A 26,079-nucleotide genomic window follows, 5' to 3' on the forward strand; every position below is an offset into this window, starting at 1 on the left:
AATAAAAACCGAGTAATTTTACTCAGTTATGTTTGATTGGATAATTTGGGCAATTTCATCAGCTGCTTGATGTACTTTACTATTAACAACAACATACTTATATTCATCTTTTGTTTTTATTTCCTTTTCCGCCTTAGATAATCTTGCTTGTACGACATCTTCAGCTTCAGTGCGGCGTCCACGAATACGCTTTTCAAGTTCGTTTAAACTTGGCGGTACTAAAAAAATTGTCAGTGCTTCAGGAACTTTCTTCATTACCTGTAAAGCTCCCTGTACTTCTATTTCCAGCATTACATTCTTTCCACTTATCAGCAGTTCTTCTACTTTATCCTGTGGTGTTCCATAGAAATTACCAACAAACTCAGCATATTCTAAAAAGCCATTCTGAGCTATTTTAGTTCTAAATACATCTTCACTCACAAAATAATAATCTTTACCATCAATTTCTCCCGGTCTAGGCTTACGTGTTGTCATTGAAATAGAATATGCGAGGTTCAGTTCCGGCTTTTTAAATACCTCTTCTCTTACAGTTCCTTTGCCCACACCGCTGGGTCCTGAAAGAATAATCAGCTTTCCTTTTTTCATTGCCTATTCTCCTTTTGATTTAGGATACAAAATAAAGATAAAGATGTCAATTATTTTCAAATGTGTTATACTTTTTTAGGTGATAAATATGGCATTTGATGGAATATTATTAAGACAAGTAACAAAACAACTAAAACAGCTGGAAACAGGACGTATCAGTAAAATTTATCTTATTTCACAATATGAATTGCTTATTCATATAAGATCTTACAATAAAAATTATAAATTGATTATTTCTATTCATCCCAGTTATGCCCGTATTCATTTAACTTCTCTTAGTTATCCAACCCCTGACTTTCCTAATGCTCTTACAATGCATTTAAGAAAGCACCTTGAAGGTTCTTTTATAGAATCAATTGAACAAATTGAATTAAATCGTTTGATTCATTGTGTAATTAAAGGAAGAAATGAATTTAAGGATTTGAGAACCTATCATATATATATTGAGATCATGGGTAAGCATTCTAATTTTATTTTAACTGATGATAAAAGAAAAATTATTGAATGTCTTAAAAGGGTTTCTCCATCAGAAAGCCGGAGGATTCTTCAGCCGGGCATTCATTATGTGCTTCCACCAATGATAAAAAAGCATAATCCTTATACCGAGGAATATATTGTTTCCGACAATCTTGTTCAAGTTTATGAAGGCTTTTCTAAAGAATTATCACAAGAAGTAATCTATCGTATGAATCAGGGAATATCATTTAAAGAGATCATGAATACTCTTGATAACAGTCAATCTCTTTATATTACCAGAACAATTCACAAAGACTATTACCATATTATCCCATTAACTTTTTTGAATTGTCCTTATGAAAGTTATTTATTAAATGAAGGTCTGGATATTTACTATGATGATTTAGATCAGAAAGATCGTATTAAGCAGCAGACCAATGATTTAGCCAGATATATTAAGAATGAATATACAAAGAATATAAATAAGCTTAATAAATTAAAGAAAACATTGTTTGATAGCGAAAACAGTGATGATTATCGTATAAAAGGTGATCTGCTTTATGCCTCTTTACATTTAATACAAAAAGGTATGAAAAGAATTACTGTAGAAAATTACTATGACAATTCACTTCTTACCATTGATTTAGATCCTAAGCTTGATGGCAAAGCAAATGCTAATAAATATTACAACAAATATCAGAAAGCTAAAAATTCTTTAAAAGTTCTTAATAAACAGATTCATTTAACAGAAGAAGAAATCAGCTATTTTGATTCATTAAATACTCTTATATCTCAGGCTGATTATTATGATGCCTTGGAAATAAAAGAAGAGCTTGAAAAACTTGGTTATATTCATAAAAAGAAAAAAAACACTTTAAAACCTAAAAACAAAGAACCGCATTATACATCTTATCAGACTAAAGACAATATTATTATTTATGTAGGTAAAAATAATATTCAAAACGATTATCTGACATTTAAGAAAGCAAAAAGAAATGATATGTGGTTTCATGTTAAGGATATGCCCGGCAGCCATGTAATTGTACACAGTGAGAATCTTGATGAATATACAATTCGTTTAGCTGCTAAAATAGCGGCTTATTACTCAAAAGGAAGATTATCATCTTCTGTGCCGGTTAATTATACGCTTATAAAGACACTTAAAAAGCCCGGAGGTAATAAACCCGGTTTGGTCTTATTAAATCAGTACAAAACCATTTACATTGATCCTGATAATGAATTCTTAAAGGAAGTGACTAAGAAATGATAGAATTAATTCCTGTATTTTTTAATAATCATCAGGTGGAGGCCTATAGCGTTCCTGCCTTTGATAAAGAAGGTCATAATTTTAATTTAAGTCTTAGCAGCTATGATCCTAAACAAGCTTTATTAAATAGAAAAACTTTAGCTGCTTTATTAGATACTGATCTTGATCATATGATTGTTCCTCACCAGGAACATACTGTTCATTTCAGAAAAGTCAGTTTAGAAGATGGCGGTAAGGGTATGTATTCTTTAGATGATGCCTTTATGCACTGTGACGGCTTATATACCACTGATTCTGATCTTATTTTAATGACCAGTCATGCTGACTGTTGTCCTGTCCTTCTTTATGATTCTTCTATTCCTCTTATTGCGGCTATCCATTCAGGATGGAAAGGTACTGTCCATGAAATAACTGGCAGAATAACAAAATATCTCATAGAAAAAGAAAACGTCAATCCACTAACTCTTAAAGCCTTTATTGGTCCTTCTATTGAACAAAGAAATTTTGAAGCAATGGACGATATTATTGATGCTGTTAAAAAAATGAGTTTTAATACAGATGAATATTATATAAAAAAAGATGATACTCATTACTTATTAAACAGTAAAGGTCTCATCTCCAAACAGCTGACATTATTAGGTATTCCCGAAAAGAATATCTTTGTATCAGAAATATGCACAATGGAAGATCCGCGTTATTTTTCTTACCGAAAAACAAAAACCAAAGATCGCAATATGTGTATTATTCGTTTAAGAAATACTAATATCTAATCTTAACAAAGCATCTTTTGCTTTCTGACTGCCCATCCGGGCAGCTTTTTTATAATAATCAGCAGCTTTTTCTAAGTCCTTATAAACACCAAAGCCATATTCAAAACAATACCCTGTCTTATATATTCCTTCAAGATACCCCTGAGATGCAGAAGCCTGATAAAAAGTACGAGCTTTATTTGCACTCATATCTACAATAAGCCCTTTTTCATAAAGCTCTCCTAAATGATAACTGCATTCTCCATCTCCTAATTCAGATCCTTTAGTCCATACTTCAATAGCTTTTGTTTTACTTTTATTAATGCCTTCTCCATTCCAATAAGCATACCCAAGCGTCAGCATAACCTCTTTTTCATTATGATCAAACTGTTTTAACATTTTTTTAACATCAGCACTTATTTTACCCATAGATTCATCCTCCTGCTCTCCATTTTACAAATCTCTAATGATCTTTTCAACAGAAATTAGTTATAAATTAGAAAGACTACTTATATACTCCTTTCTAAATATTTATTTCATCAATATTCTCAAATTTTTCTTTTGGTGAAAGATATTCAATATTATTTGCAATCACAATCATATGCTTATACGTTATCCCCTCACCATTCTGATAATCGTCCTGCTTCAGATAACCGGATACTGCAATCTTACTTCCCTTTTTACAATACTTTTCTAAATTCTCTGCTCGTTTATTCCACACTGTTACCGGAATAAAGCTTGTATCTTTGTAATCATACACTGCCATATTAAAATTGCATACCAAATGATGACTCTTTGTTTCTTTTACAGTAACATCAGTTGCTATATGACCTACTAAATTAACTATATTCATATCATTCTATAAATAGTCTTCCTACTATTAATATTCTCTTTCTTTACCTATTTTTCTCATATTAAATAAAAAAGATATATCAGTTAATATAGATACTTCTCTTTAAGCTGATCTAGGTCTTTTACTGTAAGACCATATTCCTGTTCAAAAAAGTCTTCATAGCTATCATATTTTTCTTCTATTAGTAAAAAAACAGTTTCTATTCCTTCTCTTAATACTCCTTCTGAAATCATATGTATATATTTTAATTGAGGAATAAGATGATTCATAAAATAATATTTCTGCATTTTCTTGTCAATCAGCTCTTTTCGATACTCATTTGTCTGTAAGTAATCTTCTATAATAGTTTCTTTATTGACTCCTAATGCCAGTAATAAAAGACAGGCAGCAACACCTGTTCTATCCTTGCCGGCACTGCAATGAAATAAGAAAGGCACTTTATTTTCCTTTAGACAATCAAACATATACTGATAAGATTTATTTGAAAAGACAAGAATCTTATAAAAATCTTTAAACAGTTTTTTCTTAGGAGTTTTAATAATATATCTAACAATATCATGTGGTTCAAAACTGACATCATTTCCATTCTCATCAGTTAATGCACTAATATGTGAATAAATATAACTGCCGGATGGATCAGGATGTCTATCTATCTCTTTTTGACTTCTTAAATCCAGAACTGTATCTAAATGAAGCTGATCAAGAATTTCTTTTTCCTGATTATTTAAGAGATGTAATCCTGCTGAACGATAAAATAGATGGTTCTTTATACGCCTCTGATCAGCAGTTTTCAAATTTCCTAATTCTCTAAAATTTATCTCTTTTCTAATCTTAGAAAGATCAATATTATTTTCATATAGTGACCACATATTATCATATTTATCCAAATAATAGTGATGCTTTTTTAATAAGTCAGTCACTTCCTTTAATACTAATTTATAAAAAGAATAGTATCTACTTTTCTCTATCCCATCAACATTAATAAAGAATTCTCCCTGATCTCTTAGATATGTAAGATAATCACTATCTGAATATTCAAATAAAGAAAGATCATAAACACTATGATAAGTTGCACTAAAAACAAGATAATCCGGGGATTCTTTTTTCCAGTCACAAAGTATATAACATATCTGCTCATTATCGTTAACCGTTAGTTCAGCCAATGCTTTAGTAAGAGCATAGCCACGGCAAATTTCATCAATTTTAAAAATACTTCTTTTACTAATTATTTCCATAACGACCTCTTTATCTATTCAAACATTTTTAATGATATATATCAAGAAATAACTTTCTGAATATCCCAATAAACATCCTCTATCAGGCAACTTTATACTTATAAAATTAATGACAATAATAAAAATGCTTGCGTTTGCTTATCTTTTTAATATAATAATCTTAAAGAGAGGAAGCCATATGAAAGTAAACATAAAAGATGTTTTAAAAGAACTTGAAAATAAAAGATATCTTAAACAAAAAGAATTTACGCAGCATGGTACAACGTCTGTTTATGAACATAGCTTAAAAGTAACACAGCTATCTTTAAAGATAGCACTAAAGCTCCATTTACCTGTCAATAGATATGCTCTTATTCGTGGAGCATTGCTTCATGATTACTTCTTATATGACTGGCATGATGATGGTCATAAATATCATGGATTCACTCATCCTTATATTGCTTATAAGAATGCCTGTGAAGATTTCTTTTTAACTTATATTGAAGAAGATATTATTAAGCATCATATGTTTCCTTTAGTCCCTATCCCTCCAACAACAATCGAGGGATGGATTGTATGTATTGCTGATAAGATTTCAGCAAGTGCAGAAACTTTATCTCCTTATCTAAGAAAGATGGTGAAAGAATGACTTGGACATATGCTTTCTTTATATTCCTGCTTTTTAGTTTTATAGGATGGTTTTATGAAACGACTGTTTGTGGGATGATTTACAATAAACAGTTTAAAAATAAAGGCATTCTTTATGGACCTTATTGTCCTATTTACGGTGTAGGAGCTATTCTATGTTATTTGATTTTTAATCGTATTGATAACATTTTTATCTTTTTCCTTTGTGCCTGTTGCTTATGTTCTCTGGTAGAATATATTTCAGGAACTATGCTGGAACATTTTTTTCATAATCGATGGTGGGACTATAGCCATTTTCCGCTAAATATTCATGGTCATATCTGTATCTACGCAGCTTTATTTTTTGGAATTGCAAATGTTACAATCTGTAAATTTATTATTCCTCACTTCTTATCATTTCTACTTTTACATGACCTTCATTTTCTCCATTTGATTGCTTCATTTCTATTAGCTATTATTTCTCTTGATATTATTTTAAGTATCATCTATTTAAGAGAAATGAATCGTACCGTTACTATTCTTTATTATCTGTTAAGTGAGAGTACTAACCGTTCACTAGGAAGAATTTCAAATATTCTGATTAAAAAGCCTTATCAGATTATTAAAGATAAAGATACTTACCTAAAGCTTATTCGTATTTTTCATAAGTATAAGCATAAAAATAAATATTATTAATAAGAAAACGAGCTTTTACACAATGAAAGCTCGTTTTTTTATAATTTTATATAGAATTTTATTGGTTATCATTCAATAATCCTAAATAATGATATGTATTGATTAATGTGATAGATAGGAAACGATCAAAATCTTCTTCTTCTAAGAATTCACCGGCAGTACAGGCAATTGCATATAAGACTGAAATATAAGTAATATCCTCTTCTCCCACACTTCTAAAAACAACTTTTAATTCATCCTCAATAAAAGCAAGTCCCAGATCTACAGTCGGATGATAACTGATAGTTTCATCTAAAAAACTTTCTTCTACATTAGTATATAATGTATAAATCTTTTTCATATCTAAAGCGGCATTCTCAATATATAAAAACTTATCAGCAAAAGTTCTCTCTTCCTCTGTATCATCTAATAGACGAAGAAATGTATCAATAGTCTGATTCATCAATGCTTCAATAAGTTCCTCAGTATTAAAATCCCCTGTCTTTTCATTCACTGATGATATAAAACTATGATCAAAAATAATGTTATAACTTAAATTTAATTCTTCCATAAAAGCTCCTTATCTTTTTATTACTTTTATCTTACTTGAATATAACAGATTTGTGAACCATTATTTTCTTTATCTTATAAAATTTGTATATTTCTTAACTCTTATCAAAAAAATTATATAACTCATCAACACTATCTACAATTATGGGAGCTTTCAGTTTCTCTAACAGGCTCCTTTTTCTAAATCCCCAACTGACCGCAATATAATCCATTTCCGAGCGAATACCTGTTTCTATATCAACTTCACTGTCACCTATATATATACATTTATCTTTTAAAATATCCAAATAATCTAAACATTCTTCAATCATATCAGGATAAGGTTTTCTTCTGATTCCTTCTTTCTGACCGGTAAAGAAATCAAAAACATCCGGAAACCATTCTTTTACCAGCAGCTCAACCGCATTATTCTGTTTATTAGAAACTACAGCAGTCTTTATATGATTTGATCTCAAATAATTGATAAATTTTATAATGCCCGAATATGGAGCTGTATGAATATGACAATGATTAACATAGTACTCTCTGAATATTGCTTCTACTCTTCTTATTTCTTTATCTGTAACTTCCGGACATCTTATTTCCTGATCAGTTCCTGCCAGCAGAAGATCTTCATCACTCATTCCCTGTTCAAAATACAAAGCTCGTTTAATGGCAGTATTGACCCCACTGCCAAAAAAAAGCATAACTGTTTCAGAAGAATAATCATGAGCATGTGATGTCTTATCTAAAGCATAATTAAGAGCATAAGTAAGATCATCAATAGTATTTAAAATAGTTCCATCCATATCAAATAGAACAGCCTGATAATTCATAAGTAAAACCTCCTTTGGTTATTATAGTAATGAAGGTATAAAAAAACAAGAGCCTGACTCTTATTTCTTATCTGATCTCTCTGACTTTAATAAATAAATAATCATAATAATAAATAATACTATAAAAACTAAAGAAATTTTTGGATAACTGTTATTAAGGATATTTTCACTTTTAAAATAAAAAGCAATCACTATACTTATTAATTCTATTATAATAATAGTATATATAGTTTTCTTCATAGGAATACCTCCTATAGTTAGTTTATTCTAACCATAGGAGAAATGCAAGTATTATCTTCTTTTTATTACTTGACTTTATTAAGAAGTCCTATATAGTTATTTTAACTGAGGAGAGTGAATGTCTATGTTGAGTATTATTATTTTTATTTGTGCCTTATATATTTTTATTCAGTTAATCAAAATTGCTTTTATAGCATCATGGGGACTTTTTAAGATTTTTTTCTGGCTATTCACAATGCCTTTTATTTTAGTGTTTTTCCTTTTTTCAGGTTATTTAATATTCGCATTTATTATTTTTATTATTGGTTTGATTTTTTATCTTATTCAGATTATCATATAGATGATATGTTTTTGTCACTTTTTGATAATGTCTTAACTCATATGTATGTGGAGGTTTAAAACAATGAGTCATTTTAATTTTAATAAAAAATATTTAATTCCTATTGTTGCCATAATAATTGGTCTCATTATTGGAACAGTTACTGTTATCAACAGTAAGAAAACTAACGAAAAGAAGACTACTGTTGTAGAGAAGAAAAAAGAGTCTAAAAAGAAAGAAACAGGTGCGACACCTGTTGTTAAAAAAAGAGAGGTTATAAAAAAAGACCGGAAAGTTGTTTTTTTAACTATTGATGATGGTCCTTCATTAAACACTGCAAAATGTTTAGAAGTACTAAAGAGGTATAATGTTAAAGCTACTTTCTATGTAACCGGATTAAATCCTAAATATCGTCATTATATTAAAGAAGCTTATCAGCAGGGTCATACAATTGCCGCCCATAGTTATTCTCATAAATACTCACAGATTTATAAGAGTACGGATGCCTTTTTTGAAGATATTGAAAAGCTTCAGAAACTGATTCAGGAACAAACGGGGCAAAGAAGCAATCTAATTAGATTTGCGGGCGGATCCAGCAATAAGATATCAGCTAAATATTCTAAAGGTATTATGACTAAGCTGGTCAAAGAAGTAGAAAAAAGAGGATATACTTATCAGGACTGGAATGTTGATAGTACAGATGCTGCTAAAAATGTAAATAGTGTTGAAAATATTATTAGAAATTCTAAAAGTCATGTCAAACAGGCAGTTATTTTAATGCATGATGCCCCTGCTAAAGTAACAACACCTCAAGCTTTGCCGGCTATTATTGAATATTATAAGAAAAACGGATATGAGTTTAAAACATTTGGTGAAGCTGAATTTACTTGTCATCATCATCCGATTAATAATTAAAAGGTGCTTAAAAGCACCTTTTAGTCTATAATTTTATAATTCTGTGATAAAACAAACATGGCGGATGGTATCATATCAGATAATTTACTTGGCAGTACAGTATATCTTTTTTTAGCAAGCATATCTCCGGTAAACCCATGAATATAAACAGCTAAAATAACTGCTGTTAGAGGATCATATTTCTGTCCTAGAAAAGCGGTAATCATACCGGCTAATGTATCTCCCATTCCTCCTACTGCCATCGCTTTATTGCCTGAAGTCATACGATAAGATTCATATCCATTAGTAACTATTGTATGAGGTCCTTTTAAAACAAGTATAGATTCATATTCTCTAGCAAATTCCACAGCTTTTTCCATTATATCATCCTGATCATTATAATCAGTTAAGCGTTTAAATTCACCTAAATGAGGTGTTAAGATAACCGGTTTTTTCTGTTTCTTTAAAAGATCTAAATTATTACTTAAGATTGTCAGTCCATCTCCATCAATAATAAGCGGTGATGTTGTATACTGTAATGTATCTAACAGATAATTATAAGCATCCAAATCCAGACCTAGACCGCTGCCTATCATAACAGCCTGGTAGCCTTCAAAATCCGTTTCACTCAAACGATGTATCTTAATGCCAATAGCTTCCGGTATGGATAAAGGAAGTATCTTGATTACCGAATCTACAGACATAACTTTTACAATGCCTGCTCCACTATTAAGACAAGCTTTAGCTGCCAGCAACGGAGCACCTTTATATTCATCACTGCCGGCAATAATTAAATCTGTTCCATAATAATTCTTATAACCATCAAATTTACGCTCTTTTAAATGCAAATGAACATAATCATCATCTACCATTTCAAAAAGTCCGGCTTCCATGAAAACATTCTCTACATCCAGTGTCTCCAGAACAATCTCACCACAGAAAGACTGACTATCAGGATTAAGGTAGCCTTCTTTTAATGCAGTTAAGCTGATTGTCTTAGTAGCATATAAAACAGCACCATAAGGATACCCGGTATTACAGTTTAATCCTGTAGGGATATCAATCGCAAGAATATCCTTATTATATCGGCTATTAATCAATTCAATCACATCTGCATATATCCCTCTTGGTGAAGAATGTAATCCAAAACCAAAAAATCCATCACCTATACAATCATAATTCTGTAAATCTTCAGCAAATTCATAAATAGTATGATCATTAAGATAAATCAGTGTCAGATTCTCATCTAAACATTTATCATAATAATACTGATTTGCTTTTGAAAAATTATCCGGTTCACCACAATAATAGAAAACAACCTGTTTTTTTATATGATGAAGCATCAGTCCTGTACATAAAGCATCTGCTCCATTATTACCGGGTCCCACTAAAAAAGCAATAGACTGATAATCTTTAAAATGTTTAAATAAACAGTCAGCAGCCTTAGCAACAAGCTCTTCAATACCATAGCCATGTTCTAATAAATATTCATCATATTTTTTCAATAAGCCAGATGATCCTACATACATTTTATTATCCCTTCTTCTATAAATTTTCTAATGCCTGTTTCAAATCATAAATAATATCATTTATATTCTCAATACCAACAGAAAAACGAATCAGATCTCCTGATACTCCTCCTGCTTCTAATTCTTTATCAGTAAGCTGACGATGTGTTGATGAAGCAGGATGAAGTACACAAGTACGAGCATCAGCAACATGAGTGGCAATCATAGCAAGCTTTAAATGCTTCATAAACTCTTCAGCACCTTCTCGTCCTCCTTTTACACCAAATACAACAACACCACATGTTCCTTCGGGCATATATTTGTTTGCAAGTGCATAATATCGACTTGATGGCAGTCCGGGATAATTAACCCAATTGACTTTTTTATGCTTTTCTAGAAACTTTGCAGCAGCTAAAGCATTTGAAGCATGTCTTTCCATTCTTAAAGCCAATGATTCTAGTCCAAGATTCAGTAAATAAGCATTCATCGGAGCAGGAATAGATCCTAAATCTCTCATCAGCTGAGAAGTTGCTTTAGTAATATAAGCAGCTTTCCCAAATTTTTGAGCATAAACAATCCCATGATAGCTTTCATCAGGTGCTGTTAGACCGGGAAATTTATCCGGATAATCCAGCCAGTTAAAATGGCCTGAATCAACAATACAGCCTCCTACTGTTGCATCATGTCCATCCATATATTTTGTAGTAGAATGAGTCACAATATCACATCCCCATTCAAAAGGACGACAATGAATAGGTGTTGCAAATGTATTATCTATAATTAAAGGCACACCATGTTCATGAGCAGCCAGTGCAAATTTTTCTATATCTAAAACCGTTAATGCCGGATTAGCAATAGTTTCACCAAAAACAGCTTTTGTATTCTCCTTAAAAGCGGCATTCAGTTCTTCTATTGAACAATCAGGATCAACAAAAGTAAACTCTATTCCCATCTTTCTCATTGTCACATTAAAAAGATTATAAGTTCCTCCATAAATACTATTTGAAGCAACTACATGATCACCGGATGATGCAATATTAAAGATCGCATAAAAGTTTGCTGCCTGTCCGCTACTTGTCAGCATAGCTGCACTGCCGCCCTCTAAAGCACAGATCTTATTTGCAACATAATCATTAGTTGGATTCTGTAATCTTGTATAAAAATATCCGTTTGCTTCCAAATCAAATAATTTTCCCATATCTTCGCTGGTATCATATTTAAAAGTTGTACTTTGAATAATTGGTATCATACGTGGTTCTCCATTTTTTGGATTATAACCGGCATGTATGCATTCTGTCTCTTTCTCCATAAAGTTCTTCTCCTTTTTCTCATTATAAATGAAAAGATAATCCTTAAACAAGGATTATCTAAAAAAAGTAAAGAGAATTAAAGAACAACAAAAGATAGCTACTGCCGGGGGATCAATATGAGTTCCACAATCAATATTAAAAATTCTGCCAAAATTATCAGTAATAATCTGAGATAAAATACCAAATAAAACAGCTATCAGCATATTATGAGTACACATCATTGCATATCCGGATACTAAAGTTATATGATGTGTAGCAGGAAATAAGGGTTCTACGTAAACAAAGATCAGTGACAATGCACTTATAGAAAAACCAATAGTATAAAACTTTGTGATCTCAGTACAATAAGCAGTCAGATAGCTGACTGTAGATGAAAAGAAAATCAGAAACAGCCAGTACTTGCTGTTGTTTTCCTTTAAAAATCGAATTCCTTTAGGATTATAATATTGAGAATGATTAAATAAAAGCCTTGTGAGAATTCCCAGCAGAATAACTGATAAAGCCCCCTGATCAGCCTTTAAACCTGCTTCTAAAGCAAGAATATAGATGACATAGCCAATAAAGCCACCGCTACAACCCATTAAAAAAACAATCGGATCTGCAGTAAAAGCCAGTGAACGCCCCGTTTCATAACCCTTAATATCATATTTTAAGCTTGCATATCCTGTTGCCAATACAGCTCCATTAAAAATGACACAGGGAAGAAAAATCAAATTTAAAACCGTATTATTAAACCATTCGACAGAAACTCCTGATACAGTCATTAAAGCGGCTAGTATACCCACTAAACCAGTTATAATAAATGTCTGCGTCCCGCCAATAATCGTCCCTAGTCCTCCACCCATAAAAGCTAAAATCATATACTGTATATTCATTTTATCTTTCCCCTCTTTTTCTAAAGTATAACATATCTAATATAAAATTAACTTTCATAATTTGAATTCTTTTGTCAGTTCATGTACAATACATATGGTGATAAAAATGGATACTGAATTAAGAGCAAGATGCTATATAAATATTTTAAATATCGAACATAATCAGGATTATGATATTTTCATGCATGATGATTTATATGATAAGTTATACGGTTATATAGAAACAATAACTGATAATCAGAAAATTATCGAAGAATATCATAAACTTATAAAAAACAATAAGAATAATATAAAAAAGCTAACCGGTAAATCTTTTAATCAGGAAGCATATCTTATTCTTACTGAAGAGTTACGCAGTTTTAAAAGAACTTATCTAATCTCCAGATAAGTTCTTTTATAATCTTAAATAAAAAGTAATAATTTGATATCCATAAAGTAAAGATACAAAATATCCTAAAGATAAAAAAGGAATAAAAGCAATATATGTGTTCTTTGTATATCTTTTACTTATAATTCCATAAATAGAATATCCTCCTGCTACAAAAATAGAAATAATCATAGCCAACACCAATCTTTCAAAACCAAGTAGAAATCCCATGACAGCTGTCAATTTTATATCAGCTCCGCCAAAACTCTCTTTACAGATATTAATAAGTAACATCAGTAAAGGAATAATAAAAAAGCCAAATAAACGATCAGTGATAGGAACTGAATAGATCAATAAAGAAAACAAAGAAAGAATAAATAAGCATATCATGAATAAATCTGAAACTACCTGAATTGAAATATCGATAAGAGAAGCTGTTAAAAGAATAAAAAATAATAAAACTGTAAAAAGAAATTGACTATTCAATTCATATTGATAAAAACACAATACTGTGATTACTCCTCCAATACATTCTATCATTGGATGCTTAAATGATAACGAAGCATTGCAGTAGCGACATCTTCCTTTTAACAGAACATAACTGACTATAGGTATTAAATCCCATGCATAGAGCTGATGATGACATATTTCACAATGACTTCTTCCTTTAACAAAAGAAATATGTAATGAATAACGATAACCAATAACATTGCAAAAACTGGCAAGAATAGTTCCTAAAACAAATATTAAAAAATAAACCATATAAAAAGACCTCAATGAGGTCTCTCACCCCCTTTAGTAAATATAACTGTCATGAACTTTATCCAAACAAAGCTCATTAAGTCCAATAAGAATATAATCATAAAGACTATCTATTTTTACTAAGATCGGTAAATCATTTGCTGAATTGAATACTTTCTTTAAAGTATGAATAATATTTGTATAATCAAAGATAGCACTGCAGTAGATCCCTACAGCATCAGGATTGATCATTGCAATAAGTGTCTGTAACTGTTTAGAAAGGAGTTCTTCAAAGCCCTGCGGTGCCTTTAGCAATTCTTCAAAGGGTTGGCTATAAATAGTTGGCAGATACTGTACCTCTCCGGCTATATGCGTTTTTCCTCTAAGCAAATGACCGTTTGTAACTATTCCTATACCGGCATTAGCCGCTACAGGCTGGAATAATATAGCTACATTATCATATTCACTAGAATCAATATAAAAACCTAAGGCTGCACTATTCACATCATTTTCAATTACAATTCTCTGCGTATATTTCTTCTTTAATAAATGATGCATATTAATATTATCAAAATTCGATACACTTGTACTAGTTACATATCCATCTACTATAATACCCGGTATACTGATGCCAATAGCTTCTACATTGTCATAATTAGCAAGAGTCGTATCAATAATATCATAGAAATCTTCAATACTCAGATATTTCTTAATAATATCCTTTTCAGTTTCAATAGTCTTCTTATAATCATATACTCGATAAACAAGATGAATTCTCAAACTATTTCTAAAAATTGCAATACAAAGTGTTCTTTGAGCAGAGGGATTTAGCTGATAATTATTATTATTTTCTATAATCTTATTTTCCTTTATGAGACTATCTAGAATCTTTTTCCCATAGACCTTAGAATAATCATAATAATTACATATTTCGTCTAATGAAACAGTATCTCTTTCTTTCAAATAAGAGATAATATTTGTTTTATTTTTTTTACGATATAAGCGTTCTTCTTCAATATTCATTATTTCTCACCTTCATTCAATTTAATTGCATACATTAAAGCATGATGATAGTCATTTCTGGCAAAGTATTTTGTAGGTATAGCCTCTACTTTCACCGATAAATGACTCTTTGCTTCTGCTAAGAGATAAGCCACCTGAGGTGCTAATAAAATCACATCATAATCTTCTCCTATCTCATAAAGAAGATTAAATCCACAGGCATCAATAGAATAATTTAAATGTTCCATTTTTGCTAATTTCTGCATATTATGAGCATACAGGGTTGTCGTCATTCCACCACTGCAGCAAAGTAATATCTTTCCAATAGGCTCATTATAAGATTCATAGATACAATCAATCATTTCTTTTAAAAGATCTAAAGCATGTTTCATATTAGCCATTTGAAAATGGATATAGAATAAAACCTCTTCCTTATCTTTAGAAATAACTTCTTCTTCAATTACATTATTTTTATATTTTGTTACTTTCCCTTTTACAAAAGGTGTATCTAAAAGTAATTCATCTTCATTACTTCCCTGAGTAATTTTAATACCTTGCAGTGATAAGGATAAAATATATTTGAAATAAATAAGAGTATTAATATCTCTTAAGAATGTATCCATAAATCTCACCTCTTTTTTGTATTTTAATACAATATTTAATAAAAGTGTATAATCCTACAAAAAAAGAAAAAACTAATCAGCTTTTTCTTTCAAATACACAATGACATTGAGGACAAGTAATATCCACTTTTCCTCTCCCTTTAGGAATACGGGTAATCTGTTTACATTGGGGACATCTATAATAAGCATGTTCTTTATCTTTTCTTCTTAATGAGAGTAAATGAAAAAAATCTCTTAATGGAGAAATGATTCTAAGATAAGCTTCATTTTCTTTTTGTCTGGCATAAATTTTTTTTGACAACATACGATATACTTCAATAATAAGAAGCACCCAGATAAGTACATTCAGCCAGTATAATCTAATAAAGAAATGAATAAAAATCAATACTAAGAGAGCATAATTCAAATGCTGATTAAGTGTATCTAAGCCATATCTTCCTTGCATAAACTGATAAATACGATATCTTAATTTATTCATGTTGTTACCTCCTCTTTTCTATTGTAAGCTTATTTTATTAAAATACAATAAAAGAAGACCGAAGTCTTCTTATTCGCTGTAAGTTCCTGTTTTAATAAGTGATTTTGCGATTTTTAAAGCATTATTTCCATAAATCGCAAAACCTAATCCTTCAGAATTAGCATTGGAACTTTTAGCATTAACAATACCAATCAAATCCCCATTAGCATTAAATAATCCTCCTCCGGAATTCCCTGGAGATACTGCAGCATCTGTCTGAATAACCTTTAATACAGCAATCTGAGAAGAATTATCTCCCAGATAAGGAAATCTTGAATTTTCAGACGAAGAAGCGTTAATTGATACTTTTATCGTTCTATTTAATGCACTAACAATACCGGATGTGATAGACCCGGAAAAAGTCCCTTCCGGATTACCAACAGCATAAGTTTTTTCACCCTGAGATAAATTATTACTATCTGCAAAAACTGCCGGCTTTAGATTAGTTGCTTCAATCTTGAGAACGGCGATATCTCCTTTCGTATAACTAGCTACCAACTTAGCTGAATAAATTTTCTTATCTGATGTGGTAACTTTAATAGAAGAAGCCCCATTAACAACATGTGCACAAGTAATAATATAGCCATCACTGCTCATGATAACGCCGCTTCCGGCTCCACTGGATACCTGTGATCCATACCAATAATTATTTGTAGTCATTGCTTCCGTCCTAATCGCAACAACTGATTTTGTGATTTTGGAAGCTACTGAAACGGATTGCTTGCTTGATATAGCTGATGCTCCGGAAACAGTCGTTGTAGCCACTGATGTGCCTTTTGTTTGTGATAAAAGATAATAAGCACCCATAGCTCCACTAAATGCTGCTAAAACCATAATAAGAAAAACAATTATCATTCTTTTTAAAAAATAATGTTTTCTTTTCATTTTTCCATAAAACTGATTGTTATCCATAATATCACCCTTTCTTGTTTATATTTATATTATCTAAAATAAGCCGAAAGAATATGTCTATGATATGTGAAAATATGTGTATTACATACCGTAAAGCTTTTTATATATATTTAATTCTGAAGGATTATTACTGCTGGTTGCAAAAATAATGTCTCCCCCTTTATTATTTAATAAAGCTCTCTCTGTCAGCTGTCTTTTTAGCTGCTTACTAGCTCCTAATGCACCATCATAAAAATCTATATCTCCTAAAATAGCCTGTATTTCATCTTTTACAAAAGGATAATGTGTACATCCTAATACGACCGCATCAATCTTGTTTTTATAGGGATTTAAATATTGTTTCAATAAATTCTTAATTTTCTGTGAATGAATATCTCCCTCTTCAATTGCTTTTGCTAAACCAACAGCTGCTACTTCATAAAGAGTAATATTCTCTCCATATACTTCTGCTAGCTGTTTATATTTATCAAGTTTTAATGTATTAGATGTTGCTAAAACAAGAACCCTCTGATGATGATCTTTAACAATAGCCGGTTTTAAAGCCGGCTCTATGCCAATAACAGGTATATTATAAACTGATCTAATAATTGGAATCACTATGCTGGTAGCTGTATTACATGCTACTACAATAGCTTTAACGCCTTTATTGACCATCATATTCATAATTTCCATAGTCCGATCAGTAACTTCTTTAACACTTTTTTCTCCATAAGGTGCATATAAAGAATCACCATAATAATAGAAGTTTTCTTCCGGTAATATTTCAGTCAATTCTCTTAATACAGAAATACCTCCTACTCCTGAATCAAAAACACCTATATATCCATGAATATCCTTTTTCATAAATAAAACCTCCATCAGTAAAAATAAACATCTATTCATATTCTAATATTTATATAAATAACTGTCAAAATATCTTAATCAAAGAAAACTTATTTTATTATAAGGCAAAAAGATTGAAATAATACAAATCCCGATATATATATCGGAAGAGATTAAAAATGAAAAATTATTTTGATTTAAAAGGACAAGTTGCCCTAGTAACCGGCTGTTCGGCTGGTTTTAGTGTTCAAATGGCTAAAGCTCTTGCTTCACAAGGAGCTAATATCGTTGCATTAGCCCATCGTAAAAAGAAATTAGATCAGGTTGTAGTTGATTTAAAGAAGGAGTATGATATAGATGCATATACTATAGCATGCGATATCACAAATACTGAAATGGTTGATAATGCGGTCAAAGAAGCAATGGAGCACTTTGGACACATTGATATTTTAATAAATAATGCAGGAACTGGTGCTGTTGCTCCTGCTGAAGATATTACTGATGCACAGTTTGATAGTGAAGTGCAAATTGACTTATTTGGGTCATTCAGAGTTGCTAAACAGGCAATGATTCCTGCTAAGTATGGACGCATTATTAATATTGCATCTATGTATGGATTAGTAGGTAATAAAATAGCTGGGTGTGCTCCTTATCATGCAGCAAAAGGCGGTGTTATTAACTTAACAAGAGCATTAGCTGCTGAATGGGGTTAAATATAGTATTACTGTTAATGCAAGCTGTCCAGGCTATTTCTATACAGATTTAACTACTGAAACATTAAATAGCGATTTTTTTTCAACAAAACGCTAAAACTATGATTCCATTAGAAAGGTATGGACATGAAGGCGAATTAGACAGTGCTGCTATTTTCTTAGCATCACCTGCTTCTACTTATGTTACCGATGTAGCCTTACCAATAGATGGCGGTTATACTGCAATATAACTAAAAGCGACAAATGTCGCTTTTTTTATTTACCTAAGATATGAAAACAACTTTTAATTAAATTTCTTCTTTTTCTTTCTGATAAACTGAAAAGCAGCCTTTAATCAGCTGCTTTATTTCTTCTTTTCAGTTTTCCATAAATATAAAGATAATGGAGCTAATTCACTTCCTCCGCCAAAGTCATGAATCTGATGAGATATCAATTCTTCAGCAGTTCCGCTGCGAGCATCGAAATGTACTGTACAAGGATTATTATCAATATTCAAGGCTACAATGATTCTTTCCCCTTCATACTCTCTCTCAAATACCCATTGTCTATTTGTAAGAACTAATTCTCTAAACTTCCCTTTAGATAATGCTTTATGCTTTCTTCTAGCAGAAATATAACCTTTAATCATATCAGTCAGCTGATTTGGCATAGGCTTTGTATATTCCGGTCTTAGTGAAGCATCACTGCCTATTTCTTTTTTACCGGTTTGTCCCCATTCTGAACCATAATAAATACAAGGAATCCCCGGCAGACTTAATAATAATCCAAAGATTAATGGAAGCTTGGCTGAATCTTCCAGCTTAGAAGCTATTCTCTCTACATCATGATTATCAACAAACGTTAAAAGAAGCTGATCCCTATACATATCAAACATATTTCTTTTTAATGTATGAGCAATTTCAAAGAGATTATAACTATTAAATGATGACCATAATCCTTTATATCCGGGATAATCAGTAATAGCATTTAAACACGCCTCACTAAACATATAACCGGCATTATCTCCTAATACTTCACCCATCATAAAGAAATCTTTCTTTTTACTTCTGGCATAGTCACCAATCATAGACATAAACCATCTAGGTAGTAAATAAGAAACATCTAAACGAAGACCATCGATGTCAAAATAGTCAATCCAATATCCAATAGATTCTTTTAAATAATTCTGAAGTTCAGGATTATCTAAATTTAGCTTAACCAGTTCATAATGACCTTCCCATCCTTCATACCAGAATCCATCATTGTAATTTGAATTGCCATTAAAATCTATTTTAAACCATCCTACATAACGACTATTCTCACGATGTAAAATAACATCTTCAAAAGCAAAGAATCCTCTTCCTACATGATTAAAAACACCATCCAATACAACTCTAATATGTCTTTTATGTAACTCTTTCACAATCTCTTTAAAATCCTGATTAGATCCTAAACGTTCATCAAGCCTTCGATAATCTCTTGTATCATAACCATGCGAATCACTGGAAAAAACAGGATTAAAGTATATAGCACTGATTCCTAAATCTTTATAATAATCTGCAAATTCTTTTATTCTATTAATTCTATGATCAGTAACTGTTCCATCATTTTCTTTAGGACAGCCACAAAAATCAAGCGTACTTATCTGATAAAATACTGCATTCTGAAACCACATTTTTATATTCTCCTTATGATAAAATAAAGTAAGTATTCAGACATACAATGACGAATAAACATATTCCCATGCCTACCAGCCAATAATATGACTTTCTCTCGCTTAATTTATTATACACGATTTCATCTATAATAAAAACCATAAATAATATCAAACCTAAAATAATGCTAGTATAAAATGGAAGATGACCTATATTTAAAAGCATAAAAATAACATCATATTGTAAAATTATATAAGCTATAAAAAATAACTGATAAATAAGATAATGACTATCTTTCTTTAAAATATAATAAAGAAAGAGTATTCCTAAACCGGCTAATCCTATAAACAGCAAAATATAATCTGTCATAAACAGACTGTATAAATTAAAGAAAAGACCTGTTATGCTTAAAACAAAAGTAATAATCACTAAAGGAACTGCTAAAAATGAAACATATCGGTACTTAAGAATATGATTATGTATGATACATATCATACCTGTAATTAAAGAACAAATAAGAAGCAGCTGGGAAAAAAATATATTAACTAAATGGGTATCTAATCTCATAAATAAAAACTCCTTTGAAACTATTATACTTCATTTAAAGAATGATTGCAGTAAAGAAAAAACTTTCAGAAAATCTGAAAGTTATAATTCTTCACCATTAGATTTAAAAGCTTTAGAAACCCATTTAAATGATTTTTTAGGTATTCTTCTTAAGTCCAAAAGTTCACTATCTGTTCTATTTACATAAACAAAACCATATCTTTTAGCAACCTGACATGAAGAAGATGGAATATCAATTGGTCCCCAGGTAATATATCCCAGACAGTTGACACCATCCTGAAACATTGCATTCTTCATTTCCTGAATATGATTTCTATGATATTCAATACGATAGTCATCATTAATTTCACCATTTTCGTCAAGCTCTTCCCGATGACCCATGCCATTCTCCAAGATAAAGCAAGGAAGATCAAATCTTTCATTCAGATCATTCATAACAATTCTTAATCCTGTAGCATCTTTTTCCCAGCCCCATTCGGTTGCTTTTAAATATGAATTAGGAACAGTATGCTGTTCTACTATATCAGCAAAAGGCGTTGTGTTATCAAATGTTCCTTCTGTTAATACATTAGAACGGTAATAAGAGAATGCCAGATAATCGCATGTATACTTTAATAACTCCTCATCACCTTCTTCAAATACAGGAAACCAGCCTCTCTGCTTTAAATAAGCAGTATAATATGAAGGATATTCTCCTTTAGCTTGAACATGAGCAACCCATAATGAAACAAGATTATAAGCCTGCTTACAGAAAAGCATATTCTGTGGTGAAGTCGTTGCAGGATAATAATTTGTAATCGTTGTCATACCGCCAAACTTTGCATCAGGCACTAACTCTCTTAACGCTTTAACTGCCTTACAATGAGCAATCATAACATTATGAGCAACCTGATATAAATGTTCAGGTAATGTTTTTCCCTCAGGGATAATTTCAGCATTAGAATAGATCAAACGACATGAATGTAAATTCTGCTCATTAAAACTCATCCAATGCTTAACCCTATCGCCAAATCTTTCCATACATACACGAGCATAGCGTTCAAATAAATCTACAACTTTACGTGAAGCAAAGCCGTTATATTCTTTTACAAGCTTATAAGGCATATCAAAATGGACCAGAGTGATCATTGGTGTAATATGAGCTGCTATTAATTCATTGATCAGATTATTATACCATGCAACACCTTCTTCATTTACTTCATCATCTCCATTAGGAATAATCCTAGACCAGGCAATAGAAAAACGATAAAAATTAAATCCCATCTCTTTCATTAAAGCAATATCTTCTTTATATCTATGATATTCGTCAATTGCCACTTTCCAGTCTGCATGTCCTTCCGGAGTAGGTCTAACATCATAAATAGAAACACCTTTTCCTCCTTCATTCCATGCTCCTTCAGTCTGGAACGAGGAAACACTTCCTCCCCAATAAAAATCTTTTGGCAAACTATTCATTTATAATTCCTCCTATTTCTATTTCATTTTATGTTATTTTAAAATATAATGTAAATATACATTGTATCTTTTATAATTTTATTTCAGAGTTGTTCTACTTTTATAACATATTATGAAATATATTTTCATTTTGAAAGGAGTATAATGAAATGAATATTATTACCCAGTTAGAGTTTGAATTAAACTTTACCAACAGCGAAAAAGAAATAGCACATTATCTTTTATCACATGGTGAGGATGTTTTAAAGCTGACAGTCAGTCAGCTTTCACAAAAAACTTATACATCACCTGCTACTATTGTCAGATTATGCCAGAAATTAGGATTAGAAGGATATAATGATTTTAAAATAAAATATTCAGCAGAATTAGAAAATAAAACAGCTCAAATGAATAATATTGATGTGAATTTTCCTTTCGATGAGAAAGATTCTTATAAAACGATTGCTCATAAGATGGCTGTTTTATATAATGAAGTAATTAAAGATACAATCAAATATTTAAATTATGATGAATTGAATAAAGTAGTTCATTTATTAAATAAAAGCAGTTGTATTGATCTCTATGGCAGTGGTAATTCACTGCTTAGTGCTATGAGTTTTCAGCATAAGATGACTCGTATTAATAAAAATGTAAATTTGCGTACTTTAACAGGTGAGCAGGCTTTTTTTGCCAGAAGCTCTAATCCAAAACATACAGCCATTATTATTTCATATAGCGGTGAAACCTTTGAAATGATCAGGGTTGCTAAAATTTTAAAACAGAGATCAACTCCTATCATTGTTCTTACAAGCCTAGGTGATAATCAGATATCTCATTATGGTGACTATATTCTGCATATTGAATCAAGAGAAAAGATTTTTAATAAAATTGCTCCATTTGCTTCTTCAATTTCTACTGATTTTCTTTTTAATCTTATTTATAGTTATATTTTTTCTTTAGATTATAAGCATAATACTGAAATGAAAGTTTCTTTTGATAAAGCTATAGATACCAGACACCCTCATGAATCGCCTATTAATGATTAGAATATCTTGAAACATTCTTATAATAATTTATAATAAATTTATCTTGAAACTCATATCATATGGTGACCTGATGGCATCAATCATGAGTGGATAGAAAAATAAAATGAAACGTCATATCTATATGAATGACAGTGGAGGAAAAATGAAATATTCAAAAACAAAAAAACAGGTATTATTAGCGATGTTTATCGCAATTGAGATTTTACTCTCTATGATTCCCTTTTTAGGATTTATTCCGATTGGACCATTACGACTAACAACACTTCATATTCCTGTCATAACGGCAGGTATAGTATTAGGTAAAAAAGAAGGCAGTCTTATTGGTCTTACATTTGGCTTAATGTCTTTATTTATAAATACAATCCAGCCAACAATTACAAGCTTTGTTTTTTCACCTTTTATTAGTGGCACAATACTTTCATTATTTATTTCTATTGTTCCCAGAGTGCTTATCGGTTACATAAGCGGACTCCTATTTGAACATCTTTGTAAGTATAATCTGATTATTTCTATTATCATCAGTTCATTAGCCGGTGCTCTTACAAATACTATTCTTGTATTAGGGGGTATTCTAATTATATTTGGAGATCTCTATGCTAAAATACTGCATAAAACAACAGCTGAGCTCTTTCCTTATTTTATATCTATTATTTTCTCTAACGGCTTATTAGAAGCAGTTGTTGGAACTATTATTGTATTCATGGTAAGTAAAGTATTATTTAAAGTTTATCAGAAAGAAGAGAGTCCTTATGTCTAAAAAAATTATTGTTGGCATTACCGGCAGCATTGCCGCTTTCAAAAGTATTCAGCTTATTAGTAATCTTGTTAAGCTTGGTTATCAGGTAGAAGTCCTTATGACTTCTTCAGCAAATCGCTTTGTTACTAAAGAAAGTATTCAGGCTCTTACTAAAAGAAAAGTTTATATTGATATTTTTGATGATGATCCTTCATCTATTATCCATATCGATATTGTCAAGAATGCTGATTTATTTATTGTTGTTCCTGCCAGTGCTACTACTATCGCAAAATTAGCTTGTGGTATCGCTGACAACATGCTGACAGCCGCCTATCTGGCAGCAGTATGTCCAAAGCTTATTGCTCCTGCTATGAATGTTCATATGTATCAAAATACTGTTACCCAAAGAAATATCAATCAGTTAAAAGAAGATGGTGCCTTAGTGATAGAACCTGACAAGGGGCTACTTGCCTGCGGAGATATCGGACAAGGTAAATTAGCTGATTTAAAGAATATTCAGTTTATGATTCAATATGCTTTAAATTATCACATATTAAAAGGAAAAAAGATTCTTATTACTGCCGGTCCTACTAAAGAATCCCTTGATCCAATAAGATATATATCTAATCACTCTACCGGTAAAATGGGTTATGCTCTTGCTAAAGCAGCATTTATGTTAGGAGCGGATGTTCACTTAATAAGTGGTCCTGTTAATCTTACAATTCCTTATATTCCTATAACTCATATAACATCGGCACAGGAATTATTTGAGAAGGTAACAGAAATTTCTAATGATTATGATTATATTATTATGAGTGCTGCTGTTGGAGATTATACGCCTATAGACACATATACAGAAAAAATCAAAAAAGAATCAGATACTATGACTCTTTCACTAAAGAAAACAAATGATATTCTTGCTTATTTAGGAACTCACAAAAAAGCTCATCAGATTATCTGTGGTTTTGCGATGGAAACAAATCATCTTATTGAGAATGCTCAAAAAAAATTAAATGATAAAAAAGCTGATATGATTGTATGTAATAATTTAAAAGTAGAAGGTGCTGGTTTTGGTACAGATACAAATGTTATTAGTATCATTACTCAAGATAAGATAATCAGTTATGATAAGAAATCTAAAGAAGATTTAAGCTATGATATTCTACTTCAATGTAAAGAAATGGAGGATAAGCAATGCTGTTAGCTGTTGATATTGGAAATACAAATATTACTATTGGTATCTATAAAGATAATCAGCTCATTAATAACTTTAGATTGACTACACGTCTACAAAGAACTAGTGATGAATATGGTATTATGATTACTTCATTTATGAATGCAAATCATTATCCAACTAATGAATTACATGATGTCATCATCAGTTCAGTTGTCCCCAAGATTAATTATTCATTCTCATCATCAATTATTAAGTATTTTCATATTCATCCTATTTTTATTGGTCCGGGTATAAAAACAGGTATATCAATCAGAATTGATCATCCATCTTCATTAGGTGCTGATCGATTAGTAGATGCAGCAGGTGCTTATTTTACTTATGGTGGTCCTTGTCTTGTGATTGATTTTGGTACTGCAACAACATATGATGTTATTACTGATAAGGGAGAATTTATTGGCGGAGCCACAGCTGCCGGTATCGGTATTACTGCCAATGCTTTATCATCTATGGCTGCTCAGCTTCCTGAAATAGAAATATCAAGACCAGAACATCTGATCAGCAAGAATACAATTTCAAGCATGCAGGCAGGCATTGTCTATGGATATATTGGACAAACTGAATACATCATTGATAAGATTAAAAAAGAATATGGTGAAAATCTTAAAGTTATTTCTACCGGAGGTTTAGGAAAAATTATCGCTAATCAGACTGATAGAATTGATATCTATGATAATAATCTTACATTTAAGGGACTAAAGATTATCTATGATAAAAATAAAAATCTTTTAAAGAAATGAGAAAAAGAGATTACAGTTATTTAACTGTAATCTC

31 protein-coding genes are annotated in these 26,079 nt (G+C 31.0%); 12 read left to right on the plus strand and 19 right to left on the minus strand.

Annotated elements, in window-relative coordinates; translation table 11 throughout:
- Positions 1-18: 18 nt before the first annotated feature.
- The gene (gene gmk / locus HMPREF9943_RS07475; protein WP_004803602.1) at positions 19-585 is read right to left on the minus strand and encodes a guanylate kinase; all 567 of its coding nucleotides are present in this window, start codon (positions 583-585) and stop codon (positions 19-21) included.
- An 88-nt stretch (positions 586-673) separates the two neighbouring features.
- On the opposite strand from gmk, the gene HMPREF9943_RS07480 reads away from it, so the two are divergent.
- The gene (locus tag HMPREF9943_RS07480; protein ID WP_004803604.1) at positions 674-2,308 is read left to right on the plus strand and encodes an Rqc2 family fibronectin-binding protein; all 1,635 of its coding nucleotides are present in this window, start codon (positions 674-676) and stop codon (positions 2,306-2,308) included.
- Positions 2,305-3,078 (plus strand): peptidoglycan editing factor PgeF, encoded by a 774-nt coding sequence (gene pgeF, locus HMPREF9943_RS07485; protein WP_004803605.1) that lies wholly within the window; start codon positions 2,305-2,307, stop codon positions 3,076-3,078. Before HMPREF9943_RS07480 ends, pgeF begins: the two co-directional genes overlap by 4 nt.
- Here the strand turns inward: pgeF and HMPREF9943_RS07490 are convergent.
- The 3 genes from HMPREF9943_RS07490 to HMPREF9943_RS07500 form a co-directional block, all read right to left on the minus strand.
- Positions 3,058-3,486 (minus strand): tetratricopeptide repeat protein, encoded by a 429-nt coding sequence (locus tag HMPREF9943_RS07490; protein ID WP_004803608.1) that lies wholly within the window; start codon positions 3,484-3,486, stop codon positions 3,058-3,060. The two genes, pgeF and HMPREF9943_RS07490, sit on opposite strands and share 21 nt — an antisense overlap.
- A gap of 94 nt (positions 3,487-3,580) precedes the next feature.
- On the minus strand, positions 3,581-3,910 hold the full coding sequence (locus HMPREF9943_RS07495; protein ID WP_004803610.1) for a single-stranded DNA-binding protein: 330 nt from the start codon (positions 3,908-3,910) through the stop codon (positions 3,581-3,583).
- An 83-nt stretch (positions 3,911-3,993) separates the two neighbouring features.
- Entirely contained in the window at positions 3,994-5,145 is a 1,152-nt protein-coding gene (locus HMPREF9943_RS07500; RefSeq protein ID WP_004803612.1) for a tyrosine-protein phosphatase, read from the minus strand.
- Between the two features lie 178 nt (positions 5,146-5,323).
- Between HMPREF9943_RS07500 and HMPREF9943_RS07505 the strand changes: the two genes are divergently transcribed.
- Together HMPREF9943_RS07505 and HMPREF9943_RS07510 are read left to right on the plus strand one after the other, a co-directional pair.
- Positions 5,324-5,773, plus strand: coding sequence for an HD domain-containing protein (locus HMPREF9943_RS07505; protein ID WP_004803614.1), 450 nt, complete (start codon positions 5,324-5,326; stop codon positions 5,771-5,773).
- Positions 5,770-6,447 carry a putative ABC transporter permease gene (locus HMPREF9943_RS07510; RefSeq protein ID WP_004803617.1) on the plus strand — a complete coding sequence of 226 codons (678 nt, stop codon included), beginning with the start codon at positions 5,770-5,772 and terminating at the stop codon, positions 6,445-6,447. Before HMPREF9943_RS07505 ends, HMPREF9943_RS07510 begins: the two co-directional genes overlap by 4 nt.
- A 58-nt stretch (positions 6,448-6,505) precedes the next feature.
- On the opposite strand, the gene HMPREF9943_RS07515 is transcribed toward HMPREF9943_RS07510, so the two are convergent.
- The 3 genes from HMPREF9943_RS07515 to HMPREF9943_RS07525 form a co-directional block, all read right to left on the minus strand.
- Complete coding sequence (locus HMPREF9943_RS07515; RefSeq protein WP_004803619.1) at positions 6,506-6,997, minus strand: hypothetical protein; 492 nt, start codon at positions 6,995-6,997, stop codon at positions 6,506-6,508.
- Between the two features lie 94 nt (positions 6,998-7,091).
- Positions 7,092-7,811, minus strand: coding sequence for an HAD family hydrolase (locus tag HMPREF9943_RS07520; protein WP_004803621.1), 720 nt, complete (start codon positions 7,809-7,811; stop codon positions 7,092-7,094).
- Positions 7,812-7,871: 60 nt separating this feature from the next.
- Positions 7,872-8,051: a hypothetical protein gene (locus tag HMPREF9943_RS07525; RefSeq protein ID WP_004803624.1), complete on the minus strand. Its 180-nt coding sequence runs from the start codon at positions 8,049-8,051 to the stop codon at positions 7,872-7,874.
- A gap of 403 nt (positions 8,052-8,454) precedes the next feature.
- On the opposite strand from HMPREF9943_RS07525, the gene HMPREF9943_RS07535 reads away from it, so the two are divergent.
- Entirely contained in the window at positions 8,455-9,285 is an 831-nt protein-coding gene (locus HMPREF9943_RS07535) for a polysaccharide deacetylase family protein (protein ID WP_004803628.1), read from the plus strand.
- Positions 9,286-9,305: 20 nt separating this feature from the next.
- Here HMPREF9943_RS07535 and HMPREF9943_RS07540 read toward each other — a convergent pair whose 3' ends face one another.
- Genes HMPREF9943_RS07540 through HMPREF9943_RS07550 form a run of 3 tightly spaced genes read right to left on the minus strand, consistent with a single transcriptional unit; the run spans position 9,306 to position 12,957 of the window.
- On the minus strand, positions 9,306-10,793 hold the full coding sequence (locus HMPREF9943_RS07540) for an NAD(P)H-hydrate dehydratase (protein ID WP_004803630.1): 1,488 nt from the start codon (positions 10,791-10,793) through the stop codon (positions 9,306-9,308).
- A gap of 16 nt (positions 10,794-10,809) precedes the next feature.
- A complete protein-coding gene (locus HMPREF9943_RS07545; protein ID WP_004803632.1) occupies positions 10,810-12,081 on the minus strand; it encodes an O-acetylhomoserine aminocarboxypropyltransferase/cysteine synthase family protein in 1,272 nt (423 codons plus the stop codon).
- Positions 12,082-12,135: 54 nt separating this feature from the next.
- A complete protein-coding gene (locus HMPREF9943_RS07550) occupies positions 12,136-12,957 on the minus strand; it encodes a DUF7973 family transport facilitator (RefSeq protein WP_004803634.1) in 822 nt (273 codons plus the stop codon).
- Positions 12,958-13,063: 106 nt separating this feature from the next.
- Here HMPREF9943_RS07550 and HMPREF9943_RS07555 point away from each other — a divergent pair, with 106 nt between their 5' ends.
- Positions 13,064-13,345, plus strand: a complete 282-nt coding sequence (locus HMPREF9943_RS07555) for a hypothetical protein (RefSeq protein WP_026624215.1) — start codon at positions 13,064-13,066, stop codon at positions 13,343-13,345.
- Between the two features lie 6 nt (positions 13,346-13,351).
- Here HMPREF9943_RS07555 and HMPREF9943_RS07560 read toward each other — a convergent pair whose 3' ends face one another.
- From HMPREF9943_RS07560 to murI, 6 genes are all read right to left on the minus strand, one after another.
- Entirely contained in the window at positions 13,352-14,086 is a 735-nt protein-coding gene (locus HMPREF9943_RS07560; RefSeq protein WP_004803638.1) for a prepilin peptidase, read from the minus strand.
- Between the two features lie 33 nt (positions 14,087-14,119).
- Positions 14,120-15,088 carry an ROK family protein gene (locus HMPREF9943_RS07565; protein ID WP_004803640.1) on the minus strand — a complete coding sequence of 323 codons (969 nt, stop codon included), beginning with the start codon at positions 15,086-15,088 and terminating at the stop codon, positions 14,120-14,122.
- Positions 15,088-15,690 (minus strand): PTS sugar transporter subunit IIB, encoded by a 603-nt coding sequence (locus tag HMPREF9943_RS07570; RefSeq protein WP_004803642.1) that lies wholly within the window; start codon positions 15,688-15,690, stop codon positions 15,088-15,090. The genes HMPREF9943_RS07565 and HMPREF9943_RS07570 overlap by 1 nt, the downstream gene beginning before the upstream one ends.
- Before the next feature lie 76 nt (positions 15,691-15,766).
- The gene (locus HMPREF9943_RS07575; RefSeq protein ID WP_004803644.1) at positions 15,767-16,168 is read right to left on the minus strand and encodes a hypothetical protein; all 402 of its coding nucleotides are present in this window, start codon (positions 16,166-16,168) and stop codon (positions 15,767-15,769) included.
- 69 nt (positions 16,169-16,237) lie between these two features.
- A complete protein-coding gene (locus HMPREF9943_RS07580; protein WP_004803646.1) occupies positions 16,238-17,119 on the minus strand; it encodes a S1C family serine protease in 882 nt (293 codons plus the stop codon).
- Positions 17,120-17,200: 81 nt separating this feature from the next.
- Positions 17,201-17,962 (minus strand): glutamate racemase, encoded by a 762-nt coding sequence (murI, locus tag HMPREF9943_RS07585; RefSeq protein ID WP_004803648.1) that lies wholly within the window; start codon positions 17,960-17,962, stop codon positions 17,201-17,203.
- Positions 17,963-18,120: 158 nt separating this feature from the next.
- Between murI and HMPREF9943_RS07590 the strand changes: the two genes are divergently transcribed.
- Both HMPREF9943_RS07590 and HMPREF9943_RS10390 read left to right on the plus strand, forming a co-directional pair.
- Positions 18,121-18,654 carry an SDR family NAD(P)-dependent oxidoreductase gene (locus tag HMPREF9943_RS07590; protein ID WP_004803651.1) on the plus strand — a complete coding sequence of 178 codons (534 nt, stop codon included), beginning with the start codon at positions 18,121-18,123 and terminating at the stop codon, positions 18,652-18,654.
- Positions 18,655-18,728: 74 nt separating this feature from the next.
- Positions 18,729-18,884, plus strand: coding sequence for an SDR family oxidoreductase (locus tag HMPREF9943_RS10390; protein ID WP_274517950.1), 156 nt, complete (start codon positions 18,729-18,731; stop codon positions 18,882-18,884).
- A gap of 113 nt (positions 18,885-18,997) precedes the next feature.
- Here the strand turns inward: HMPREF9943_RS10390 and HMPREF9943_RS07595 are convergent, their stop codons facing one another.
- From HMPREF9943_RS07595 to HMPREF9943_RS07605, 3 genes are all read right to left on the minus strand, one after another.
- On the minus strand, positions 18,998-20,308 hold the full coding sequence (locus tag HMPREF9943_RS07595) for an alpha-amylase family glycosyl hydrolase (RefSeq protein WP_004803653.1): 1,311 nt from the start codon (positions 20,306-20,308) through the stop codon (positions 18,998-19,000).
- Between the two features lie 13 nt (positions 20,309-20,321).
- A complete protein-coding gene (locus HMPREF9943_RS07600; RefSeq protein ID WP_004803655.1) occupies positions 20,322-20,855 on the minus strand; it encodes a hypothetical protein in 534 nt (177 codons plus the stop codon).
- Between the two features lie 81 nt (positions 20,856-20,936).
- Positions 20,937-22,310 (minus strand): glycoside hydrolase family 1 protein, encoded by a 1,374-nt coding sequence (locus HMPREF9943_RS07605; protein ID WP_004803657.1) that lies wholly within the window; start codon positions 22,308-22,310, stop codon positions 20,937-20,939.
- A gap of 149 nt (positions 22,311-22,459) precedes the next feature.
- Between HMPREF9943_RS07605 and HMPREF9943_RS07610 the strand changes: the two genes are divergently transcribed.
- The 4 genes from HMPREF9943_RS07610 (at position 22,460) to HMPREF9943_RS07625 (ending at position 26,045) form a co-directional block, all read left to right on the plus strand.
- Positions 22,460-23,335, plus strand: coding sequence for a MurR/RpiR family transcriptional regulator (locus tag HMPREF9943_RS07610; RefSeq protein WP_004803658.1), 876 nt, complete (start codon positions 22,460-22,462; stop codon positions 23,333-23,335).
- 142 nt (positions 23,336-23,477) lie between these two features.
- Entirely contained in the window at positions 23,478-24,092 is a 615-nt protein-coding gene (locus HMPREF9943_RS07615) for an ECF transporter S component (protein ID WP_004803661.1), read from the plus strand.
- Positions 24,085-25,275 (plus strand): bifunctional phosphopantothenoylcysteine decarboxylase/phosphopantothenate--cysteine ligase CoaBC, encoded by a 1,191-nt coding sequence (gene coaBC, locus HMPREF9943_RS07620; RefSeq protein ID WP_004803663.1) that lies wholly within the window; start codon positions 24,085-24,087, stop codon positions 25,273-25,275. Before HMPREF9943_RS07615 ends, coaBC begins: the two co-directional genes overlap by 8 nt.
- Complete coding sequence (locus HMPREF9943_RS07625) at positions 25,266-26,045, plus strand: type III pantothenate kinase (protein ID WP_004803665.1); 780 nt, start codon at positions 25,266-25,268, stop codon at positions 26,043-26,045. Before coaBC ends, HMPREF9943_RS07625 begins: the two co-directional genes overlap by 10 nt.
- The last annotated feature ends 34 nt before the right edge of the window (positions 26,046-26,079 follow it).

It is taken from the genome of Eggerthia catenaformis OT 569 = DSM 20559 (genome assembly GCF_000340375.1).
Lineage (GTDB): Bacteria > Bacillota_I > Bacilli_A > Erysipelotrichales > Coprobacillaceae > Eggerthia > Eggerthia catenaformis.

Excerpts from the sequence above, each read along its gene's own strand:
- gmk (WP_004803602.1), bottom strand. The coding sequence starts at position 585 with ATGAAAAAAGGAAAGCTGATTATTCTTTCAGGACCCAGCGGTGTGGGC.
- HMPREF9943_RS07480 (WP_004803604.1), top strand. The coding sequence starts at position 674 with ATGGCATTTGATGGAATATTATTAAGACAAGTAACAAAACAACTAAAA.
- pgeF (WP_004803605.1), top strand. The coding sequence starts at position 2,305 with ATGATAGAATTAATTCCTGTATTTTTTAATAATCATCAGGTGGAGGCC.
- HMPREF9943_RS07490 (WP_004803608.1), bottom strand. The coding sequence starts at position 3,486 with ATGGGTAAAATAAGTGCTGATGTTAAAAAAATGTTAAAACAGTTTGAT.
- HMPREF9943_RS07495 (WP_004803610.1), bottom strand. The coding sequence starts at position 3,910 with ATGAATATAGTTAATTTAGTAGGTCATATAGCAACTGATGTTACTGTA.
- HMPREF9943_RS07500 (WP_004803612.1), bottom strand. The coding sequence starts at position 5,145 with ATGGAAATAATTAGTAAAAGAAGTATTTTTAAAATTGATGAAATTTGC.
- HMPREF9943_RS07505 (WP_004803614.1), top strand. The coding sequence starts at position 5,324 with ATGAAAGTAAACATAAAAGATGTTTTAAAAGAACTTGAAAATAAAAGA.
- HMPREF9943_RS07510 (WP_004803617.1), top strand. The coding sequence starts at position 5,770 with ATGACTTGGACATATGCTTTCTTTATATTCCTGCTTTTTAGTTTTATA.
- HMPREF9943_RS07515 (WP_004803619.1), bottom strand. The coding sequence starts at position 6,997 with ATGGAAGAATTAAATTTAAGTTATAACATTATTTTTGATCATAGTTTT.
- HMPREF9943_RS07520 (WP_004803621.1), bottom strand. The coding sequence starts at position 7,811 with ATGAATTATCAGGCTGTTCTATTTGATATGGATGGAACTATTTTAAAT.
- HMPREF9943_RS07525 (WP_004803624.1), bottom strand. The coding sequence starts at position 8,051 with ATGAAGAAAACTATATATACTATTATTATAATAGAATTAATAAGTATA.
- HMPREF9943_RS07535 (WP_004803628.1), top strand. The coding sequence starts at position 8,455 with ATGAGTCATTTTAATTTTAATAAAAAATATTTAATTCCTATTGTTGCC.
- HMPREF9943_RS07540 (WP_004803630.1), bottom strand. The coding sequence starts at position 10,793 with ATGTATGTAGGATCATCTGGCTTATTGAAAAAATATGATGAATATTTA.
- HMPREF9943_RS07545 (WP_004803632.1), bottom strand. The coding sequence starts at position 12,081 with ATGGAGAAAGAGACAGAATGCATACATGCCGGTTATAATCCAAAAAAT.
- HMPREF9943_RS07550 (WP_004803634.1), bottom strand. The coding sequence starts at position 12,957 with ATGAATATACAGTATATGATTTTAGCTTTTATGGGTGGAGGACTAGGG.
- HMPREF9943_RS07555 (WP_026624215.1), top strand. The coding sequence starts at position 13,064 with ATGGATACTGAATTAAGAGCAAGATGCTATATAAATATTTTAAATATC.
- HMPREF9943_RS07560 (WP_004803638.1), bottom strand. The coding sequence starts at position 14,086 with ATGGTTTATTTTTTAATATTTGTTTTAGGAACTATTCTTGCCAGTTTT.
- HMPREF9943_RS07565 (WP_004803640.1), bottom strand. The coding sequence starts at position 15,088 with ATGAATATTGAAGAAGAACGCTTATATCGTAAAAAAAATAAAACAAAT.
- HMPREF9943_RS07570 (WP_004803642.1), bottom strand. The coding sequence starts at position 15,690 with ATGGATACATTCTTAAGAGATATTAATACTCTTATTTATTTCAAATAT.
- HMPREF9943_RS07575 (WP_004803644.1), bottom strand. The coding sequence starts at position 16,168 with ATGAATAAATTAAGATATCGTATTTATCAGTTTATGCAAGGAAGATAT.
- HMPREF9943_RS07580 (WP_004803646.1), bottom strand. The coding sequence starts at position 17,119 with ATGGATAACAATCAGTTTTATGGAAAAATGAAAAGAAAACATTATTTT.
- murI (WP_004803648.1), bottom strand. The coding sequence starts at position 17,962 with ATGAAAAAGGATATTCATGGATATATAGGTGTTTTTGATTCAGGAGTA.
- HMPREF9943_RS07590 (WP_004803651.1), top strand. The coding sequence starts at position 18,121 with ATGAAAAATTATTTTGATTTAAAAGGACAAGTTGCCCTAGTAACCGGC.
- HMPREF9943_RS07595 (WP_004803653.1), bottom strand. The coding sequence starts at position 20,308 with ATGTGGTTTCAGAATGCAGTATTTTATCAGATAAGTACGCTTGATTTT.
- HMPREF9943_RS07600 (WP_004803655.1), bottom strand. The coding sequence starts at position 20,855 with ATGAGATTAGATACCCATTTAGTTAATATATTTTTTTCCCAGCTGCTT.
- HMPREF9943_RS07605 (WP_004803657.1), bottom strand. The coding sequence starts at position 22,310 with ATGAATAGTTTGCCAAAAGATTTTTATTGGGGAGGAAGTGTTTCCTCG.
- HMPREF9943_RS07610 (WP_004803658.1), top strand. The coding sequence starts at position 22,460 with ATGAATATTATTACCCAGTTAGAGTTTGAATTAAACTTTACCAACAGC.
- HMPREF9943_RS07615 (WP_004803661.1), top strand. The coding sequence starts at position 23,478 with ATGAAATATTCAAAAACAAAAAAACAGGTATTATTAGCGATGTTTATC.
- coaBC (WP_004803663.1), top strand. The coding sequence starts at position 24,085 with ATGTCTAAAAAAATTATTGTTGGCATTACCGGCAGCATTGCCGCTTTC.
- HMPREF9943_RS07625 (WP_004803665.1), top strand. The coding sequence starts at position 25,266 with ATGCTGTTAGCTGTTGATATTGGAAATACAAATATTACTATTGGTATC.